At 63.9% G+C, this 17,775-nt stretch carries 17 protein-coding genes; 13 read left to right on the forward strand and 4 right to left on the reverse strand.

What is annotated here, in order from left to right; all coding sequences use genetic code 11:
* Positions 1–14 precede the first annotated feature (14 nt).
* The 3 genes from CSC67_RS08890 to CSC67_RS08900 all read right to left on the reverse strand — a co-directional run bounded on the left by CSC67_RS08890 (position 15) and on the right by CSC67_RS08900 (position 3,471).
* Positions 15–455, reverse strand: coding sequence for a hypothetical protein (locus CSC67_RS08890; RefSeq protein WP_118994160.1), 441 nt, complete (start codon positions 453–455; stop codon positions 15–17).
* Positions 452–1,906 carry a UDP-glucose dehydrogenase family protein gene (locus CSC67_RS08895; RefSeq protein WP_118994161.1) on the reverse strand — a complete coding sequence of 485 codons (1,455 nt, stop codon included), beginning with the start codon at positions 1,904–1,906 and terminating at the stop codon, positions 452–454. The genes CSC67_RS08890 and CSC67_RS08895 overlap by 4 nt, the downstream gene beginning before the upstream one ends.
* A 65-nt stretch (positions 1,907–1,971) precedes the next feature.
* The gene (locus tag CSC67_RS08900; protein ID WP_118994162.1) at positions 1,972–3,471 is read right to left on the reverse strand and encodes an RNA polymerase factor sigma-54; all 1,500 of its coding nucleotides are present in this window, start codon (positions 3,469–3,471) and stop codon (positions 1,972–1,974) included.
* 344 nt (positions 3,472–3,815) lie between these two features.
* On the opposite strand from CSC67_RS08900, the gene CSC67_RS08905 reads away from it, so the two are divergent.
* The 11 genes from CSC67_RS08905 (at position 3,816) to CSC67_RS08955 (ending at position 15,277) form a co-directional block, all read left to right on the forward strand.
* On the forward strand, positions 3,816–4,406 hold the full coding sequence (locus CSC67_RS08905) for a BON domain-containing protein (RefSeq protein ID WP_118994163.1): 591 nt from the start codon (positions 3,816–3,818) through the stop codon (positions 4,404–4,406).
* 26 nt (positions 4,407–4,432) lie between these two features.
* A complete protein-coding gene (locus tag CSC67_RS08910; protein ID WP_167752817.1) occupies positions 4,433–4,831 on the forward strand; it encodes a PRC-barrel domain-containing protein in 399 nt (132 codons plus the stop codon).
* 116 nt (positions 4,832–4,947) lie between these two features.
* Positions 4,948–6,231 carry a glycosyltransferase family 4 protein gene (locus CSC67_RS08915; protein WP_118994164.1) on the forward strand — a complete coding sequence of 428 codons (1,284 nt, stop codon included), beginning with the start codon at positions 4,948–4,950 and terminating at the stop codon, positions 6,229–6,231.
* A gap of 48 nt (positions 6,232–6,279) precedes the next feature.
* Complete coding sequence (locus tag CSC67_RS08920) at positions 6,280–7,014, forward strand: SDR family oxidoreductase (RefSeq protein WP_118994165.1); 735 nt, start codon at positions 6,280–6,282, stop codon at positions 7,012–7,014.
* Positions 7,005–7,607, forward strand: coding sequence for a D-glycero-alpha-D-manno-heptose-1,7-bisphosphate 7-phosphatase (locus CSC67_RS08925; RefSeq protein WP_118994166.1), 603 nt, complete (start codon positions 7,005–7,007; stop codon positions 7,605–7,607). The genes CSC67_RS08920 and CSC67_RS08925 overlap by 10 nt, the downstream gene beginning before the upstream one ends.
* On the forward strand, positions 7,604–8,701 hold the full coding sequence (locus CSC67_RS08930) for a glycosyltransferase family 9 protein (RefSeq protein WP_118994167.1): 1,098 nt from the start codon (positions 7,604–7,606) through the stop codon (positions 8,699–8,701). The genes CSC67_RS08925 and CSC67_RS08930 overlap by 4 nt, the downstream gene beginning before the upstream one ends.
* Before the next feature lie 25 nt (positions 8,702–8,726).
* Complete coding sequence (locus CSC67_RS08935; protein WP_118994168.1) at positions 8,727–10,460, forward strand: carbamoyltransferase family protein; 1,734 nt, start codon at positions 8,727–8,729, stop codon at positions 10,458–10,460.
* Positions 10,457–11,443 (forward strand): glycosyltransferase family 2 protein, encoded by a 987-nt coding sequence (locus CSC67_RS08940; RefSeq protein ID WP_118994169.1) that lies wholly within the window; start codon positions 10,457–10,459, stop codon positions 11,441–11,443. The genes CSC67_RS08935 and CSC67_RS08940 overlap by 4 nt, the downstream gene beginning before the upstream one ends.
* 25 nt (positions 11,444–11,468) lie before the next feature.
* The gene (locus CSC67_RS08945; RefSeq protein ID WP_118994170.1) at positions 11,469–12,542 is read left to right on the forward strand and encodes a glycosyltransferase family 9 protein; all 1,074 of its coding nucleotides are present in this window, start codon (positions 11,469–11,471) and stop codon (positions 12,540–12,542) included.
* A gap of 61 nt (positions 12,543–12,603) precedes the next feature.
* On the forward strand, positions 12,604–13,614 hold the full coding sequence (locus tag CSC67_RS08950) for a UDP-glucuronic acid decarboxylase family protein (RefSeq protein WP_118994171.1): 1,011 nt from the start codon (positions 12,604–12,606) through the stop codon (positions 13,612–13,614).
* A 328-nt stretch (positions 13,615–13,942) separates the two neighbouring features.
* Positions 13,943–15,277 (forward strand): sigma-54-dependent transcriptional regulator, encoded by a 1,335-nt coding sequence (locus CSC67_RS08955; protein ID WP_118994172.1) that lies wholly within the window; start codon positions 13,943–13,945, stop codon positions 15,275–15,277.
* Positions 15,278–15,298: 21 nt separating this feature from the next.
* On the opposite strand, the gene CSC67_RS08960 is transcribed toward CSC67_RS08955, so the two are convergent.
* On the reverse strand, positions 15,299–15,559 hold the full coding sequence (locus CSC67_RS08960) for a DUF378 domain-containing protein (RefSeq protein ID WP_209304299.1): 261 nt from the start codon (positions 15,557–15,559) through the stop codon (positions 15,299–15,301).
* A 171-nt stretch (positions 15,560–15,730) separates the two neighbouring features.
* Between CSC67_RS08960 and CSC67_RS08965 the strand changes: the two genes are divergently transcribed.
* Positions 15,731–16,015 carry a MatE family transporter gene (locus tag CSC67_RS08965; protein ID WP_118994173.1) on the forward strand — a complete coding sequence of 95 codons (285 nt, stop codon included), beginning with the start codon at positions 15,731–15,733 and terminating at the stop codon, positions 16,013–16,015.
* 73 nt (positions 16,016–16,088) lie between these two features.
* Positions 16,089–17,729 (forward strand): glycogen synthase GlgA, encoded by a 1,641-nt coding sequence (gene glgA, locus CSC67_RS08970; protein ID WP_118994174.1) that lies wholly within the window; start codon positions 16,089–16,091, stop codon positions 17,727–17,729.
* Positions 17,730–17,775 lie beyond the last annotated feature (46 nt).

Raw genomic sequence — 17,775 nt, forward strand, 5'->3', positions numbered from 1 at the left:
TGGGGGCAGACGTTTTATTTATTGAAGCGCGTCTTCACTTCAGCTATGCAACGGTCCTTCGCGTCGCCCGACATGGCGTCGCACTTTTCCTTCTCTACGTCGTACTGGGCATCCTTCTCTTTCTTGTTGGCGTCACGGTTGGCTTCGGCCGTCTTCTTGCTTCGTTCGCTTTCAGCTTTGGCCGTGTCGCGATTGGCCTCCGCCTGTTTCTGGCAGATGTCCTTTTCATCACCCTGCAGATTGTCGCAGCGCTTCCTTTCGGCATCGTAGCGACGCTGGCGCTCTTCGTCCGTCATGGCGGCGCTGCCGCCGGCCCGCGGGCTTTGGGTCGCTTCCTGAGTGGTCGTCGCGCCCGTACCGGGTCGAGCGTCGTTGGAGGATTGGGCTGCGGCGGTGAACGCGGTCAGGCTGAAGCCCAGTATCAGGGTGCCAAGGGCGGGTTTAAGAATTTTCATGGACGACTCCTTTGCGAAAGTGATGATACGTTCAGGTTGAGGGGCGAGGGCCCCGCTTCCTGGCGTACTGGCCGTTGAGCAAATGCTGTGCCGATCGAGGCGGCATGGACCGACGATGGCGAGGAGACCTCCAGTTTCTGGCCGGGCACATAATGCCAAAGGCCATGCGCGTGAAGTTCGTCCGTGTCGTACAGGCGCCGGCCGTCGAATACGGCCCGGCCCTTGAGAACGCGCGCCAGGCGGGCAAAGTCCGGATGCCCGAATTCGTTCCATTCGGTCATGACGGCCAGGGCGTCCGCCTCCCGGCATGCTTCGGCGGCGGTGGGGGCCAGCGTGAGGCGGGCGCTCGGGATCAGGCTGCGCACATGGCCGGCGGCGATGGGATCGTAGGCCTGTATCCGAGCTCCGAGACGGATGAGCTGGTCGATCAGGCGCAGGCTGGGCGATGCCCTGACGTCGTCGGTGCCGGGCTTGAAAGAAAGGCCCCAGACGGCCACGGTGCGCTCCGAAAGGTCATCATCGAAATGACGCGCAATCGCCTTCGCCATCAATCCCACCTGCCGCTCGTTGACGGCCTGTACGCTGCGCAGCAAGGTGGCGGGCTCTCCGTGTTCATGGGCCAGGTGAATCAGCGCTTCGACATCCTTGGGCAGGCATGATCCGCCGTAGCCGGCGCCCGGGCGCAAATATCTTTTTCCGATGCGGCGGTCGAGGCCCATTACACGGCAGGCCTGGCCCATGTCGGCCTCCACGCTGCCGGCTATCGAGGCCAGTTCGTTGACCGTGGATATCCTGGCCGCCAGCATGGCATTGCAGGCATATTTTGCGAACTCCGCGCTGCGCACGTCCATGCACAGCAGCCGTTCGCCGGCAGGATCGAACGGCCTGTACATGCGGGTCAGCATCTGTCTCGACCGCTCGTCCCGCACGCCGATCACAATGCGTTCAGGATACATGCAATCGTCGACGGCGGTGCCCTCGGCCAGAAACTCCGGATTGGAAGCCACGCGCAGCCATCGGTTTCGGCTGCCTGCGGGGCGATGCTCGTCCAGCATGTGCTGGATGCGATCGCAAGTGCCCACCGGGGCGGTCGACTTCACCACCACAAGAGCGTCGCCGCGCAAGGCGGCGGCGACTTCCCGAGCGCAGGAGAACAGGTTGCCCAGGTCGGCCGAGCCATCGGCCTTGGAGGGCGTGCCCACGGCGAGCATGACGATCTCGGCGCCGTCTACTCCCGCCTCGAGCGACGTATCGAAGTTCAGCGAGCCGCCGCCGGTTTGCTCGTGAACCAGGTCGTCCAGGCCAGGCTCATAGAAGGGGCACTCGCCCCGGCGGAGGGATTCGATCTTGCCGGGATTCTGGTCGATGCAGAGCACCTGATGTCCGGCGCGGGCGAGACAGGCGCCTGTGACGAGGCCGACATACCCCGTTCCAATGATGGCGATTTTCATGTGGATTCCTTGCGAAAACCGCCATCCCGATGCAAGCCGTATGCCCGCCCGGCCTCGTTGCCGCCCTAAGGCGCGCGCCGCAATTCGGCCGAGGGGTATTTGATCTGGGCCCGGTATTTGGATACGGTGCGGCGTGCCACTACCACGCCTTGGCCGGCCAGCTTGCGGGCCAGCATCACGTCGGAAAGGGGTTCCTTCGGATCCTCGGCGTCGATCATTTCCTGGATGAGGGCGCGCACGGAACCCGCCGAGCAGGTGCCGCCCGAGCGGGTGGCGAGCTCGCGCGAGAAGAAGTGCTTGAACTCGAAGATGCCTCGCGGTGATGAAAGGTATTTATTGCTGGTAGCGCGCGACACGGTCGATTCATGCATGCCCAATTCTTCGGCGATCTCGCTGAGCATCAGAGGTCGCAGCGCCACATCCCCATAATCGAAGAAGGTCTGCTGGCGTGAGACGATGGCTTGAGCCACCCGAAGTATCGTCGTGTTGCGTTGTTCCAGGCTGCGTATCAGCCAGCGCGCCTCCTGCAGCGCCTTGGCCATCAAAGCGCGCTCGTTGTAGCGGCTTTCCTTGAACAGGCGGGCATAGGTGGTGTGCAGCTGCGCGCGCGGCACGGCTTCCTGATTGGAAAGCGCCATCCACTGCTTGCCTACCTTGCGCACGATGACGTCGGGAACGATGTAGCAGGACGGGTCGATCGATGCGTAGCGCGTCCCGGGACGCGGATCCAGTCCGCGTATCAGCAGGCAGGCGGCGCGGGCTTCTTCTTCGTCGCAATCGAACGAGCGCATGAGGCCGCCATAGTCGCAGCGGCCCACTTTCTCGAGGGCGCCGTTTGCAATGCGGATGGCGAGTTCGCGACAAGGCGTTTCGTCGGGCAGGGCCTCGAGCTGAAGCGTCAGGCATTCAGAGAGATCACGCGCGGCGATGCCGGGCGACGCCAGCTGCTGAATAAGCTTGAGCGCGGTACTCCACTCGCAATCGGATGGAGGCGGGGAAAGAAAGTCGTCGGAGGCCAGTTCCGAGAAGGGTGTGCGCAGATAACCGTCATCATCGAGCGCTTCGATGATGAATTCGGTCAGCAGCCTGTCGCGATCGCTCATGGGTTGGCCGCGCAGATTCTCGCGCAACGCGTCGTGCAATCCTACCGACGCGCGGGCCCATTGTCCCACGTCGGTATCGGCGCCGTCGCTGTGGCGGGTGGTGGGGTAGTCGCCCGAATACGTTGGGGAGGATTCAGTCTGTTCCGGCAGGACCTCCACCGCTTCGGCCGCATCGGCCGACGAGGTCTCCACGGCTTCCACCGGCGCCTCTACCTCGGGCTCGGACAGTCCATCGCCTCTGGAACGGGATTCGGTTTCGGCCGAGGCGTGTTCCGCACCGGTTTCATCGGCGTCGGATGGGATGTTCTCGGGTTCTTCCAGAAAAGGATTGGTCGCGATGGCCTGCGCAACCTCCTGGCTGAAATCTAGAGTGGACATCTGCAGGAGTTTGAGCGATTGCTGCAGTCGGGGGGTCAGGCTCGTTTGTTGCCTGGCGCGCAGTTCATAGGCGATCTGTACCAATTTGATGTCTCCTTGGCGGTGGCATGTTGGAACATGGGGTTGCTATCCACCATCACGCAATATGCGTGCCAGTTTTGGCAAGTAGACGTAAAGGGCCGGAAAGGACTGAGCAGGCTTGAAAATACAGGGCCTGTCCAATGCCCTCGGATGGAAATTGGTAAGCCGCCGTTACGGCTCGGCGTAGAGAAATTACCTGGCCATGTAAGAAGTACGCCGGTTATTGAGGGTCTGATAAAGAGAGCGCGAAAGCGTCTCACTTATCAACGGCACAGCGATTGCTGTATGCAGGCCCGAGGTCATCGTTCTGATGATCGCAGTATTGAACGGCATGATAGGAGACCTCAATGCGTAATGAAGACGAAAGGCGATACGGACGATCGCCTCCATCCGGACGCGGCGGACGCTCGTACGACTATTTCGGACGTGAGGATGGGCCGCGGGAGTACGACGACGAACATTCGGGGGCGCACGGCCTGGAGCCATGGGAGCGCCTGCGCAGCCGAAGCGCGGACCCGGGGCAGAGCAGCTACGGCGGATTCACCAACGAAGATCCGCGCTACCAGGGCCAGCAGTTTCCCCATCGCCGCTCCGGCCAGGAAAGCTCGGCTCATGGCCGGCGGGGCGGCGTGCGCGGAGCCTATCCCGATCCGGGGGAAGGTTTTCGGGAGCGGCGGATTACTCCCAGGGGCTACACGCGCAGCGATGAACGAGTAAGGGAAGACGTTTGCGAACGTCTGAGTTACAGCGGGCTGGACGTCAGCGATGTATCTGTTCAGGTGAGCCAGGGCAGGGTGACGCTGGAAGGCAGTGTTGCGAGCCGACGCGACAAGCATGCGGTCGAGGACTGCGTGGACGATTGCCTGGGAGTCGAGGACGTCGACAACCGGATTCGCGTGGCCCGGCCGGAAGCATCCGGATCCGGCAACGATATTTGAGCAGAGTAATTTTTCAGGAGAGAGATATGGAACAGAACACACCGATCATTCGCGATCCTCAGGACACCGGGCCGGGCCCAGGCCCCGAGATCATGGCCGCCGCCACCCTGGACGGAAACGATGTGTACAACCTGGCGAATGAGAAGCTGGGTTCGATCGAAGACATCATGCTGGACGTTCCGCGCGGGCGCATCGCCTACGCGGTGTTGTCGCGCGGCGGAATCCTGGGAATGGGAGACAAGTTGTTCGCCATACCATGGAGCGCCCTCACGCTGGACACGCAGCGCAAGTGCTTCTTGCTGGACGTCGACGAGCAGAAGATGAAGGACGCCGAAGGGTTCGACAAGGACAACTGGCCTCGCATGGCCGACGTGGCCTGGGCCACGCGGACACACGAATACTACGACCAGGCTCCGTACTGGTAAGTCTCTAGGGCTTTGGGCGTCCGCGGGGCGCGCCCAAGGGCCCGAGCCATCATCACATTCGGTTGAACCGGCTTTCGCCACGGAAGCCGGGCGGGATACTTGTGCGGAGAAACATCATGCGTAGGATCGCAATCATCAGTGAACATGCCTCGCCTCTTGCCCAGATCGGCAGTGTTGACAGCGGGGGCCAGAACGTATATGTGGCCCAGGTCGCACGCCATCTGGGCGCCATGGGACATCATGTCGACGTATTCACCCGGTTGGACAACCCTTATATGCCCCGTGAACTGGAGTGGGAGAGCAATGTAAGAATCGTCCATGTCCCGGCCGGTCCGGCCCGCGTCCTGCCCAAAGAACAGCTGCTGCCGCACATGGCCGAGTTCAGCGACTTCCTGCGGCAGTATTTTTCCTGCCAGGAAGAGTCCTACGACCTGGTCCACGCCAACTTCTTCATGTCGGCGATGGCCGCGCTGCCCGTTGCGCGCGCAGCCGGCATCCCCGTGGCCGTCACTTTTCATGCCTTGGGCCGCGTACGGCGCAAGCATCAGGCGCAGGCCGATCTTTTTCCGGACAGCCGGTTCGAGATCGAGGACCGGATCGTGCGGGAGGCCGACTGCATCGTGGCCGAATGCCCCGAGGACCGGCGCGATCTCATCGAGTTGTATGGCGCCGATCCTGCGCGCATCTGCATGGTGCCTTGCGGCTACGATCCCGACGAGATGTCGCCCATGGACGGCGCAGAGGCAAGGCGCGCCCTGGGCTGGGACCCCGACGCCTTCTATGTGCTGCAGCTTGGCCGCATGGTGCCGCGCAAGGGGGTGGACAACGTAATACGCGGTCTGGGCCGCTTGCGGGCCCTGCACAAGATCGATGCCCGGTTGTGCGTGGTGGGCGGCGACGGCACGGACCCGTCCAACATGCAATCGCCCGAGATGACGCGCCTGCTGTCCGTGGCCGAAGAAGAGGGTGTGAGCGAGGCGGTGGAATTCGTCGGACGGCGGGGGCGAGCCCAATTGCGGCGCTTCTATGCCGCGGCGGATGTCTTTGCCACGACCCCCTGGTACGAACCCTTCGGCATCACGCCCGTAGAGGCGATGGCCTGCGCTCGCCCGGTGGTGGGCTCGGACACCGGAGGCATCCGCTATACGGTGCGGGACGGCCAGACCGGTTTCCTGGTGGCCCCGCGCGATCCCGATGCGCTCGCCAGCCGCCTGGCCATGCTGGCCCGGTCTCCGGAGCTTGCCCAGCGCATGGGCCGCGCCGGCGAGCGCAGGGCCAGAAGCCTCTTCACTTGGCAAAGAGTGGCGGGTCAGCTGGACGACGTCTTTGCACAGCTGGCCATGGGAAGGGCGCCTGTCTATGCGGGACGCCGGCAGGCGGGCGTACGGCTCATGGCCTAGCGTCGACAGCCTAGTGTCAACAGGCCTCAGGGCCGTGAAAGGAGAACAATGGATACTCATGCACATGAAACACTGCGCGACCGTGTGGTCTTGGTCACCGGCGCCGGAAGAGGCCTGGGCGCCGCCATCTGCGACATGCTCGCTGCCAACGAGGCGCAGGTGGTCGCCCTGGACATCGATGCCGACTCGGCGCAAGCCCAGGCGCAGAAGCAGCGTGACGCCGGCGGCCGGGCGTGCGCCTTCAGCGTGGACGTGGGCGACGAAGAATCGGTAAAGAGAGTGCTGGAAGACGCCGTGGAGCAGTGTGGGCGGCTGGACGCCATCGTCAACAATGCCGGGGTCGACGTCACCACCAGCATCGAAGAGCTGAAGAGCTCGGATTGGGAACGGGTGCTGCGCACCAATTTGACAGGCCCGTTCCTGATGGCCAAGCACGGCCTGGCGCATCTGGCGCCGGGCGGACATATCGTCAATATCGCATCGACCGCGGCGCGGCGGGCCTGGCCGAACGCCAGCGCCTATCACGCCAGCAAATGGGGACTCCTGGGGCTGACCCATTCGCTGCATGCGGAACTGCGTTCGCAGGGCATCAAGGTGTCGGCGGTCATTGCCGGCGGCATGCGCACTCCTTTCCTGCTCGACCGCTTTCCCGACATCGATGTCGAGTTGTTGCAGGACCCGGGCAATGTGGCGGCGGCCATCAAGTTCGTCCTGACCCAGCCGCCCCAGACGGTGATTCCCGAGGTGATGGTGCTGCCGATGAAGGAGACCTCATGGCCTTGACGCCGGCGATATTCCTGGACAAGGACGGCACGCTGCTCGCCGACGTGCCCTACAACGTGGACAGGAACCGCATGCGCTTTGCCGCCGGCGCCGCGACAGGCCTTGCGCGGCTCGCCGGCCTGGGCCTTCCGCTCATCGTCATCAGCAACCAGCCGGGCGTGGCGCTGGGCAAATTCGAGCGGCACAGGCTGCTGGACGTCCAGCAGCAGCTCGAATGCATGTTCGAGCGCGTGGGCGCGCATCTGACGGGCTTTTATTATTGCCCGCATCATCCGCAAGGCATACGCGCCGGCTACAGCATGCGCTGCGGCTGCCGCAAGCCGGAGCCGGGCCTGCTTCATGTTGCCGCAGAGCGCCATGGCATCGACCTGCCTGCCTCCTGGTTCATCGGCGACATCCTGGACGATGTGGAGGCGGGCCGCCGCGCGGGCTGTCACACGCTCCTGCTGGACAATGGCAATGAAACCGAATGGGTGCGCGACGAGTGGCGCGAGCCCGACCACGTCGAGAGCGACCTGGACGGCGCCAGCCGCTGGCTCGTATCGCATCTAGCCGACTCTCGAGGGGTCATCGCCCAGGAGGCCGCATCGTGACGACCGACAGCTGGGCGGGCTTGCGCCGCATCCTTTGCGTACGCTTGGACAATATGGGCGATGTCCTCATGACCACGCCGGCTTTGCGGGCCTTGAAGCGCCAATGCCCCGGCCGGCGGCTGACCTTGCTCGCATCGCCTTCGGGAGCGGTCCTGGCCCCGCATCTGGAAGACGTGGACGAGGTGATGGCGCACCGGGCGCCGTGGGTCAAGCACGCCGACACACCCGACGACCGTTGCGAGGCCCTCATCGCCGACTTGCGGCGCGGCGGCTTCGATGCGGCGGTGATATTCACGGTCTACAGCCAGAGCGCCCTGCCTGCCGCGCTGGCCTGCCACATGGCGGGTATTCCGCGCGTGCTGGCTCATGTGCGCGAGAACCCTTATGAACTCGTCAGTGATTGGGTGAAGGAAACCGAACCGCAACAGGGGATACGGCACGAGGTGCAAAGGCAGCTGGACCTGGTTGCCGCAGTCGGCGCACACTGCACCGATACCCGCCTGGCCTTCAAGACCCGGTCGCGGGACCGCGCGCGCATGGCGGCGGCACTGCAGGCCGCGCAGGTTCCGGCGGGCGCGCCCTGGATCGTGGTCCATACCGGCGCCACCGCGGCGTCGCGGCGGTATGGACCGCGCAAGTTCGCGGATGTACTGAATGGTCTGCACGCGGCGGGCCGCTCCCTCATTCTGACCGGAAGCGCGCACGAACATGCCGCCGTACAACAGATCGTGAGCGATAGCGGGCTGACCGACGGCGTATACAACCTGGCCGGTGCCCTGGATCTGGGCGCGCTGGGCAGCCTGATCGAAGAGGCCGACCTGCTGGTTTCGAACAACACCGGCCCGGTGCATATCGCCGCCGCTGTACAGACACCCGTCGTCGACCTGTATGCATTGACGAATCCCCAGCATACGCCCTGGAAAGTGGCACACCGGCTGCTTCACCGGGACGTTTCATGCAAATACTGTTATCGCAGCGTATGTCCTGAAAACACCAATGCCTGCCTCGAGGGCGTCACACCGCAGGAAGTGGTGGACGCGGCGCGCGAACTTCTGGCCCTGCGCCGGACGCGTGCCGACAGGCGGGCGGCATGAAGGTCTGACGCGGCCAAGGAGGCTTATGTACACACTGGGAATCAACGCGGCGTTCCACGACTGCTCGGCGGCGCTGGTGCGTGACGGGGTCGTGCTGGCCGCGGCCGAAGAAGAACGCTTCACCCGCATAAAACACGGCAAGCGTCCTGTGCCTTTCTCGACCTGGCAGCTGCCGTATCACGCCATTGATTACTGCCTGGCGGAGGCGGGCTGCGCCTTGGGCGACGTCGATCACATCGCCTATGCCTTCGACCCGCACTTGCTGACATCGGAGCTGGCGCCGCAAGGCGAGTTCGTCCTGCCTCTGGAGCCCTCGGCCCGGCGGCCGGATGGCGGTTCTCCCTGGGATCCGCTGTTTCTCTCTTACATCGTCAATGCGCCTCGCCAATTGAAGGACGGCGTGCCCCATCATCTGCAGGACCGCTTCCGGGGCCAGACGCTCGAGCGCATCATGGAGCGTTGGCACTTCGTGGAGCACCACTTGGCCCACGAGGCCAGCGCTTTCCTGGCTTCGCCCTTTGAAGAGGCGGCCGTGCTGACGATGGACGGGCGCGGCGAGCGGGCGTCGACGAGCTATGGACATTTCCGCGCGGGCCATTACGACAGGCTCAAGCAGATCAATCTGCCGCATTCCCTGGGTTTGCTGTATGAAGACGTGACGCGCTACCTGGGCTTTCTGCATTCGTCCGACGAATACAAGGTCATGGCGCTGGCGTCCTACGGCCGGCCGGTGCACGTCGAAGAGTTCCGGCGCATCGTCCAGACCGACGGGCAGGGCGGTTATCGCCTGGAGCCCTCCATGCTCGAACAGCGCTTCGGCCCCGGCCGGCGTCGGGGCGAAAGCTTCGACGAAAGGCATATGGACATTGCGCATTCCTTGCAGCATGTGCTCGAGGAAACAGTGCTCGACATGGCGCGCTGGCTGCACGAGGCGACGCATGCGGACAATCTGTGCATGGCCGGGGGCGTGGCGCTGAACTGCGTGATGAACGCCAAGCTGGCCGCAGAGGGACCCTTCCGCAATGTCTGGGTGCAGCCGGCGGCCGGCGACGCGGGCACGTCGCTGGGCGCGGCGCTGTGGGTGGACTTCCATGCGCGCGAAGGGGGCACGCGCAAATGGGTGATGGATCATGCCTACCTGGGACCGGGTTATGGCAGCGAGGAAATCGAGTCTTTCATGCAAAGGTCGGGCATCCGCTATCGCCGTCTCGACGATGTGGCCGGCGAGGCGGCCAGCCTGCTGGCCCAGGAGAAGATACTCGGCTGGTTCCAGGGGCGCATGGAATTCGGCCCGCGGGCCCTGGGCGCCCGCTCCATACTGGCGTCGCCGCGCGACCCTCTCATGCAGGGCCGGCTCAATGAACTCAAGGACCGTGAGGATTTCCGTCCTGTCGCGCCCGTGGTGCTGCAGGAAAAAGCCCATGAATGGTTCGATTCCCGTGGACGCGACCGCATCACCGCGCCCTTCATGCTTTTCGTCTACGACGTGCTGCCCGACAAGGCCGCCGAGATTCCCGCCGTGCGCCATACCGACGGTACGGCCCGGGTCCAGACCGTCGAGCCGCGCCAGCATCCCTTGCTGCATCGCCTCTTGTCCGAGTTCGAGGCGCTGACCGGGGTTCCGGTGCTGGTGAACACTTCATTCAACACGCGCGGCGAACCGGTGGTGTGCAGCGTGCGCGATGCCCTCGAATGCTTCTGGACTTCGCCGTTGGATGCGCTGGTGATCGGCGACTACCTGGTGGAGAAGCAGTCATGACGACGTTCCCCCGACCGCTGGTATCGGTGGTGATACCCACTTATGGCCGGCCCGACCTGCTCGAGCGCTGTCTCGATGCGGTCATGGCGCAGTCATTGCCGGCGTCGGCCTACGAGGTGATCGTGTGCGACGACGGCCCCAGCGAGGCGGTCGATGCCCTCGTCAGGCGCAAGAGCGCCGGGATGCCCGCGGGCCCGGCCTTGCGTTATTGTGCCGTCCGCGCCACCCAGGGGCCTGCGGGGGCCCGCAACGCGGGCTGGCAGATGGCCTTGGCGCCGCTCATCGCCTTTACCGACGACGACACGGTGCCGACCCGGGACTGGCTGGTCAACGGGCTGGAGGCCATGAAGGACGGCGCGGGCGCCGCGGCCGGGCGCATCGTGATGCCGCTGCCCGAGCGGGCCACCGACAGCCAGCGCGACGCGGCCAGGCTGCAGCAGGCCGAATTCGTCACCGCCAATTGCTTTGTGCGTGTCGAGGCCCTGCGTGCGGTGGGCGGGTTCGACGAGCGCTATACCATCGCCTGGCGGGAGGATTCGGATCTGCATTTCGCCCTGCTCGAACGCGGATTCGAGGTGATCCGCGCCGATGCGGCGGTGGTCCTGCACCCCTTGCGGGACGCGCCTTTTGCGGCGGGAATAGGTTCGCAACGCAAGATCATGTTCGACGTGCTGCTGTATAGAAAATATCCCAAGCTGTATCGGCAGCGCATCCGCGCCCATTGGCCATGGCTGTATCTTGCGATATCTGCCTGCCTCATCGTGGCGGCGGTCTCGTTCCTGGCGGGCCGGCATGGGCTGGCGCTGGCGGCTGCGCTGGCGTGGCTGCTGCTGAGCACCTTTCTTTTCTTCCGGCGCCTCAGCGGCTCGGCGCCGACGCTTCGCAACCTGGGCGAACTGCTGCTGACCACGGCGGTCATTCCGCCCTTGTCCATTTACTGGCGCCTGCGGGGCGCGAGCCGTTTTGGACCGGCGCTTCCTTGAGCAGCTGCATAGTGGAGAGGATTTCATGCACGACACGGCCTGGGCCTGGAAAGACATAGAGCACATCGCTGTATTCAGGGCGCTGAATCTGGGCGATCTGCTGTGCTCCATGCCGGCCCTGCGCGGCTTGCGCAAGGCGGCTCCGCACGCGCATATTTGCCTGATCGGTCTGGAGAATGCTCGTCCGCTGGTTGAACGCTTCAAGCATTACATCGATGAATTGATCGTTTTTCCGGGCTTGGACTTCTTTCCCGAACAGCAGGCGGACGAAGAGAAACTGCCCGACTTTTATCGCCGCATGCGGGCGCGCCGTTTCAATCTGGCCTTGCAGATGCACGGCGACGGAACGCATTCGAACGATGTGGTGAAACAGCTGGGAGCCCGTTACGAAGCGGGCTTCGTCCCCCCAAGCCAAGGCGAGCAGCCCGGCCGCTGGCTCCTTTGGCCGGATGAGCGGCACGAAATCCACCGCTACCTCGCCTTGCTCGAACATCTCGGTCTTCCTGCTGAAGACGACAGGCTGGAACTTCCATTGACTGCCGAAGACCAGCGCGCAGCCGGCCTGCTGCTGGCGCAGAAGGGCCTGGAGGGTGCGCGCACGGTCATCTTGCATCCCGGCGCGCGGCTGGCTTCCCGGCGTTGGCCGATCGAGCGTTTTGCACAGGTGGGCAGGGAGCTGGCCGCCGAAGGTTGGCAGATAGCGGTCACCGGCAGCCCCGGAGAAGCAGCGCTCGTCCAGGCCCTGGCCGCAAGCATCGGCGCCGAGGCGGTCGACCTGTGCGGCGCGACGAGCCTTGGGGAATTGGCTGCCGTCCTGAGCCAATGCCGCTTGCTGGTCTGCAACGACACCGGCATTTCGCACGTGGCGACGGCGGTGGAGGCGCCCAGCGTGGTCATAGCCTCCGGCAGCGACGTCGGACGCTGGGCGCCGCTGAACAAGCACCTTCACCCGGTGCTGCATGCGCCGGCGGAGTGCCGGCCCTGCGCCTTCGATCAATGTCCCGTGGGGCACGTCTGCGCCCTGGGAGTGGAGCCGGATCAGGTGCTGGAGCAGGCCAGGCGGCAGCTGGAACGCACGGGGCTCGCTTCTTTTACGTAACGAAATTTATTAATCGGCGCGCGTCGCAAACCGGACTTCTTGCGGGTTTTACGGAATTGACATGGACGATAAGGCGATGAAGGAATGCGTAGTGGTAACGGGCGGGGCGGGATTCCTGGGCTCGCATCTGTGCCGCAGGCTGGTCGGCGAAGGACACCAGGTGGTGTGCGTCGACAACTTCCAGACCGGCCGGCGGGCGAACATCGAGTCCCTGCTGGGCAATCCGCTTTTTTCTCTGCTGCGCCACGATGTGGTCAATCCCTTGCACTACGATCTCAGGCCGACCCAGATCTACAACCTGGCTTGCGCGGCGTCGCCGCGCCTGTACCAGGCCGACCCGGTCCATACCCTCAGGACCTGCGTATACGGCGCCTTCAATCTGCTGGAGCTGGGCCGCCGTACGGGTGCGCGCGTGCTGCAGGCGTCGACCAGCGAGGTGTACGGCGACCCCCACGTGCATCCCCAGTCCGAATCCTATCGCGGCAATGTCAATATGGTGGGGGTGCGCTCCTGCTATGACGAGGGCAAGCGCTGCGCGGAAACCCTTTTTTCCGACTACGGCCGCCGCAAGCGGGTCGTCGTGAAGATCGCCCGCATATTCAATACTTACGGTCCGGGCATGGCGCAGGACGACGGACGGGTCGTGTCCAACTTCGTCACCCAGGCCCTGAAGGGCCAGGACCTGACCATCTATGGCGACGGCACTCAGACGCGTTCGCTTTGCTATGTCGACGACCTGATCGAGGGGCTGGTGAGCCTGATGAACAGCGTCGATACCTTTCAAGGCCCGGTGAACCTGGGCAACCCCACCGAAACCACGGTGCTGGACATCGCGATGCAGGTCCGGCGCCTGGCCGGCGCCCGCGTGTCCTTCGTGTTCGAGCCGCGCCCGGCGGACGACCCCGAACAGCGCTGTCCCGACATCCTGCTGGCCCGCCGCCACCTGGGCTGGACGCCACGCACCGGCATGGAAGAGGGCCTGCGCAAGACCGTGGAGTATTTCTCCGGGGTGCTCGGCCAGACCTCCGCTGGAACCGTGTCCGGTATTTCAGCAGGCTCCGCGCGCGCCTGACGCGCCCATATTCCCGCCTTTGTCCGCAAACCGCCATTCGGTGGCGACGTTTATCGCCTGCGCGATGGTCTATACTCCATGAGCTTCATCCTCAACCTGGACGAAGCGGGTTTGTGGACGAATATTTCTTTTGAAATCAGAACATTGCGATATTGATACGCAAAAGCAGGAAAAGCTGTTTATCATTAAGTTTCAATTGTCATACGGAATTACTCCTGTATTATTTTAGAACGCGTAACATAGCTTCCAAATAGAAAAAATCCCGGCTCACCTTTCGGTGTCGCGGTTATTAACGGCGCGCGCAGCGCCGATTATTTTCAGCACGACTATGCCTTACCTACTTGTTGTCGAAGACGAATCTGAAACCCGGCAACTTATCGCAGAGATAGCCGCGGAAGAAGGGTATGACGTCGAACAGGCACCGGACATCCGGCAGACGCGCATCCTTGTCGAGCGCCGGCGGCCCGATATCATCCTGCTCGACATGCACCTCCCCGATGGCAACGGCATGGAGCTCTGGCTAGATCTCCAGCTTCCGGACACCAAAGTGGTGTTCATTACCGGCCATTCCACCGTCGACAGCGCCATCGAGGCCTTGCGCTGCGGCGCCATCGATTACCTGCAAAAGCCCATCAGCCTGCGCCGATTGAAGGGCGTGCTGAGCGAAGCCAAAACGATGCTGCATTCGGCGCCCGAACCGGGTTCGGGCGACTGCTTTGCAAAAATCATAGGCAGCTCGCCGGCCATCGAATTGTTATGCGCCCACATCGAAAAGGTGGCGCCCACCCAGGCCACTGTGCTTCTGGTGGGCGAAAGCGGAACGGGTAAAGAGCTTGCGGCCGAAGCCATCCATCTGGCCAGCCCTCGCCACGCCAAACCCTTCATGCCGGTCAATTGCGGCGCCATATCGCCCAACCTCATCGAAAGCGAGCTCTTCGGCCACGAAAAAGGCAGCTTTACGGGCGCCGACCGCCAGCACAAGGGTTATTTCGAGCGGGCTTCCGGCGGAACCCTGTTCCTGGACGAAATTACCGAGATGTCCATGGAGCTACAGGTCAGGCTGCTTCGGGTGCTCGAGACTGGACGCTTCATGCGCGTGGGAACCCACGAAGAAATCGAGGCCAATGTGCGTGTGGTGGCGGCCACCAACCGCAACCCCGAGCAAGCGGTCCAGGAAGGCATCCTGCGCGAAGACCTGTACCACCGCCTCAGCGTATTCCCGCTGCAGCTGCCGCCCTTGCGCGAGCGCGGCGAGGACGTGATAGCGCTTGCACAGCACTTTCTCGACGAACTGAATCACGAAGGCAAGACCGCCAAGCGATTCGCGCCCGAAGCCCTCGCGGCCATGCGAAGCTATTCATGGCCGGGAAATGTGCGCGAACTGCGCAATTTCGTGTATCGCAGCTACATTCTCGCCGACGATCTCATCAAGGGCGATTTCAACGCCTTCGACCTCGACGAACAGGCGCCCGCCCAGGGCGCCGAGATCCTCGTGCCGGTGGGGGTCCCACTTGCGGATGCCAACAGGCAGTTGATTCTCGCCACCCTGAAGCAGTGCGGCGGCGTCAAGAAGCTTGCCGCCGAAACCCTGGGCATCAGCATCAAGACGCTTTACAACCGACTCGAGGAATACGGCGAGCTTTCCGAAACGGTCGATCAATAATCATAATCAGCGGGGCGCCGCTCAGCGGCGGCGGCCCCCCAGGCGCCAGGCGAATGCGATGCCGTACAGGGCGGCCAGGCCGATCAGCATGTGCACCAGGCGTAAAGCGGCGGACCCTTCGCCCAACGCGGCGCCGATCAGATCGAGGTTCAGCAGGCCCACCAGCCCCCAGTTCAGTCCGCCCACGATCAAGATGATCAGGGCGATCCAATCCAGCAAGGACAGCGTCATCAACGGAACGGTCGATGCCAGGTCGTTGACGGGCGGTTCCACATCGTTCATGAGTTGATTTCTCCTTTTCGTGGCTGACGGGCGCATCGGTCTGAGCAAGCCTTGTACCCGTGGCCGCCCTTGCGTTCACGGTTCAGGTAAAGGCTGCCTCACAGGTCCGGAATTTGCAGTGCATGGTGTTCATCGAGCATTTTCAATCCATCGCTAGAAGGAGTGTCGATCATGGCCATGAACAACCAGGACAAAAGCGCCGCCGAGCTGCAGCGCCTGCAGGAGGATCCGAGGACCAGCCCCAGAATAGGGCCCAGCGATTCGTCGGATACCGCCAGCGAACTGCCTGAAAATTTTCCTGACACCGACAGCGATCGCCGCAATACGGGTGAACGGGCTTCGGTCGAGAACCGCCGCGACCCGGCCGGCGACGACGTGGAGCCGGACAAGGTGGTGCCGGAGGACGAGGCGGGGCTTGCGCGCACGCCTCCCGACCCGGAGCGCAACGGAGGCTGAGGAAGGCTGTCGAAGCGGGCACGCAGTTTGCTCTAAAGGTATTGGCATCGATCGCCTGATACTGGAGAACACTGTGGCGCTAAAAATACTGGCAGTAACTTCCGAAGCATTTCCTCTGGCCAAGACGGGCGGACTCGGCGATGCCGTAAGCGGCATGGCCGGCGCCGTCCATGCCATGGGAGCGGATGTCACCCTTATGCTGCCCGCCTATCGCGGGGTCCGCAAACGTCTGGTCCACACGCGGTTCGTAGGCCGCATGGGCGGCCTGCCCGGTGGCGATGCGCGGCTGGTCAAGGGCTACTGCCCTGAATCGGGGCTCGGCGTACTGCTGCTGGAAAACGATGCGCTGTATGATCGCGACGGCATCTATGTCGATGCCGCCGGCGTCGAGTATCCGGACAGCGCCCTGCGATTTGCCGCCTTGTCGCACGCCGCCGCGCGTGTGGCGGCGGGCATCCCGGGGCTTGCCGACATCGACGTCCTGCACGCGCACGATTGGCATGCCGCCCTGGCTCCCCTGGCGCTGCGCCAACTTGGCGCCACGCATGTCCGCAGTGTTCTGACCCTGCACAATATCGCGTTCCAGGGCTCATACGATGCCGGCATGGCCGATCAGACGGGCATCGAGCCGTCGCTGCGCGCGCCGGGCGGATTGCTGCGCGGCGACCGCATCAACTTCCTGCATGCGGGCATTGCATGCGCCGACAAGATCACCGTCGTCAGCAGCAACTACGCGCGCGAAATATTGACGCCCGAATTCGGCTGCGGGCTGGAGGGCTTGCTTCGGTCCAGACGGACCGACTTGCTCGCCATACCGAACGGCATCGACGCGTCGCTATGGAATCCGGCAACCGACGTGCACCTGCGCGGATGCCACTTCGATAGGGACGACATGCGCAACAAGGCGCGATGCAAGCGCCGGCTGCAGGCCAAGTTCGGCCTGCAGGATTCGCCGGGCGCCACCTTGCTGGCCATGGGCAGCCGTCTGACGGGGCAGAAGATGGCCGACGTGGCGGCGCGCGCCTTGCCCAGGGTGCTGGAAGCCCATCCCGACTTGCAGGTATGCATTATCGGCTGCGGCGAGAAACACATCGAGGCGCAGCTGCGCGAGCTGGGCGAACGCCATCCCGGACGTTGCGCCGTGCATATAGGCTATTCCGAAGACGTCGCCCACCTCTTGCACGCCGGAGCGGACATATTGCTGCATGGCAGCCGCTTCGAGCCCTTCGGACTGACGCCGCTGTACGCGATGCGTTATGGAACGATCCCGATCGGGTCCCGCGTCGGAGGCATGGTCGACACCATCCACGATCCCGGCTGGCTGGCGGGCGATGAGGCGATGACCACGGCCACCGGCTTGTTGTTCCAGGGTGACCAGGAACACGATATGTGCGCGGCAATCGATCGCGCGCTGCGGCTGCGGGCCAACGAGCCGGTCTGGCGCCGCATGCAGCGCAACGCCATGCAAAGGGATTTCAGTTGGGAACGCGCGGCTCCCGCCTACGTGCAATGCTATCAGGCGCTATGCCAAGAGGTCGAGCGGGTGGAACGGCGTCAGGTCCCTGCCCGGGCTCCCGTCCATGCGGCGCCGGCCCTCGCGACGGCGCGGCATATGGGCATTGCGGCGGGTTCGCGCATGCAGGGCCTGGCTCTTGCCGGCAAGTCGGCGCGGGCCGACTTGGCGCCTTGCGTGACCGGCGCGTCGGCCGCTTGACCCGCTTACTGGACGGGCGCGCCGCGTAACGCGGCGCAGGACGGAT

Origin of the sequence: Pusillimonas caeni (assembly GCF_003545815.1) — a bacterium.
Taxonomy (GTDB): Bacteria; Pseudomonadota; Gammaproteobacteria; order Burkholderiales; family Burkholderiaceae_B; genus Pusillimonas; species Pusillimonas caeni.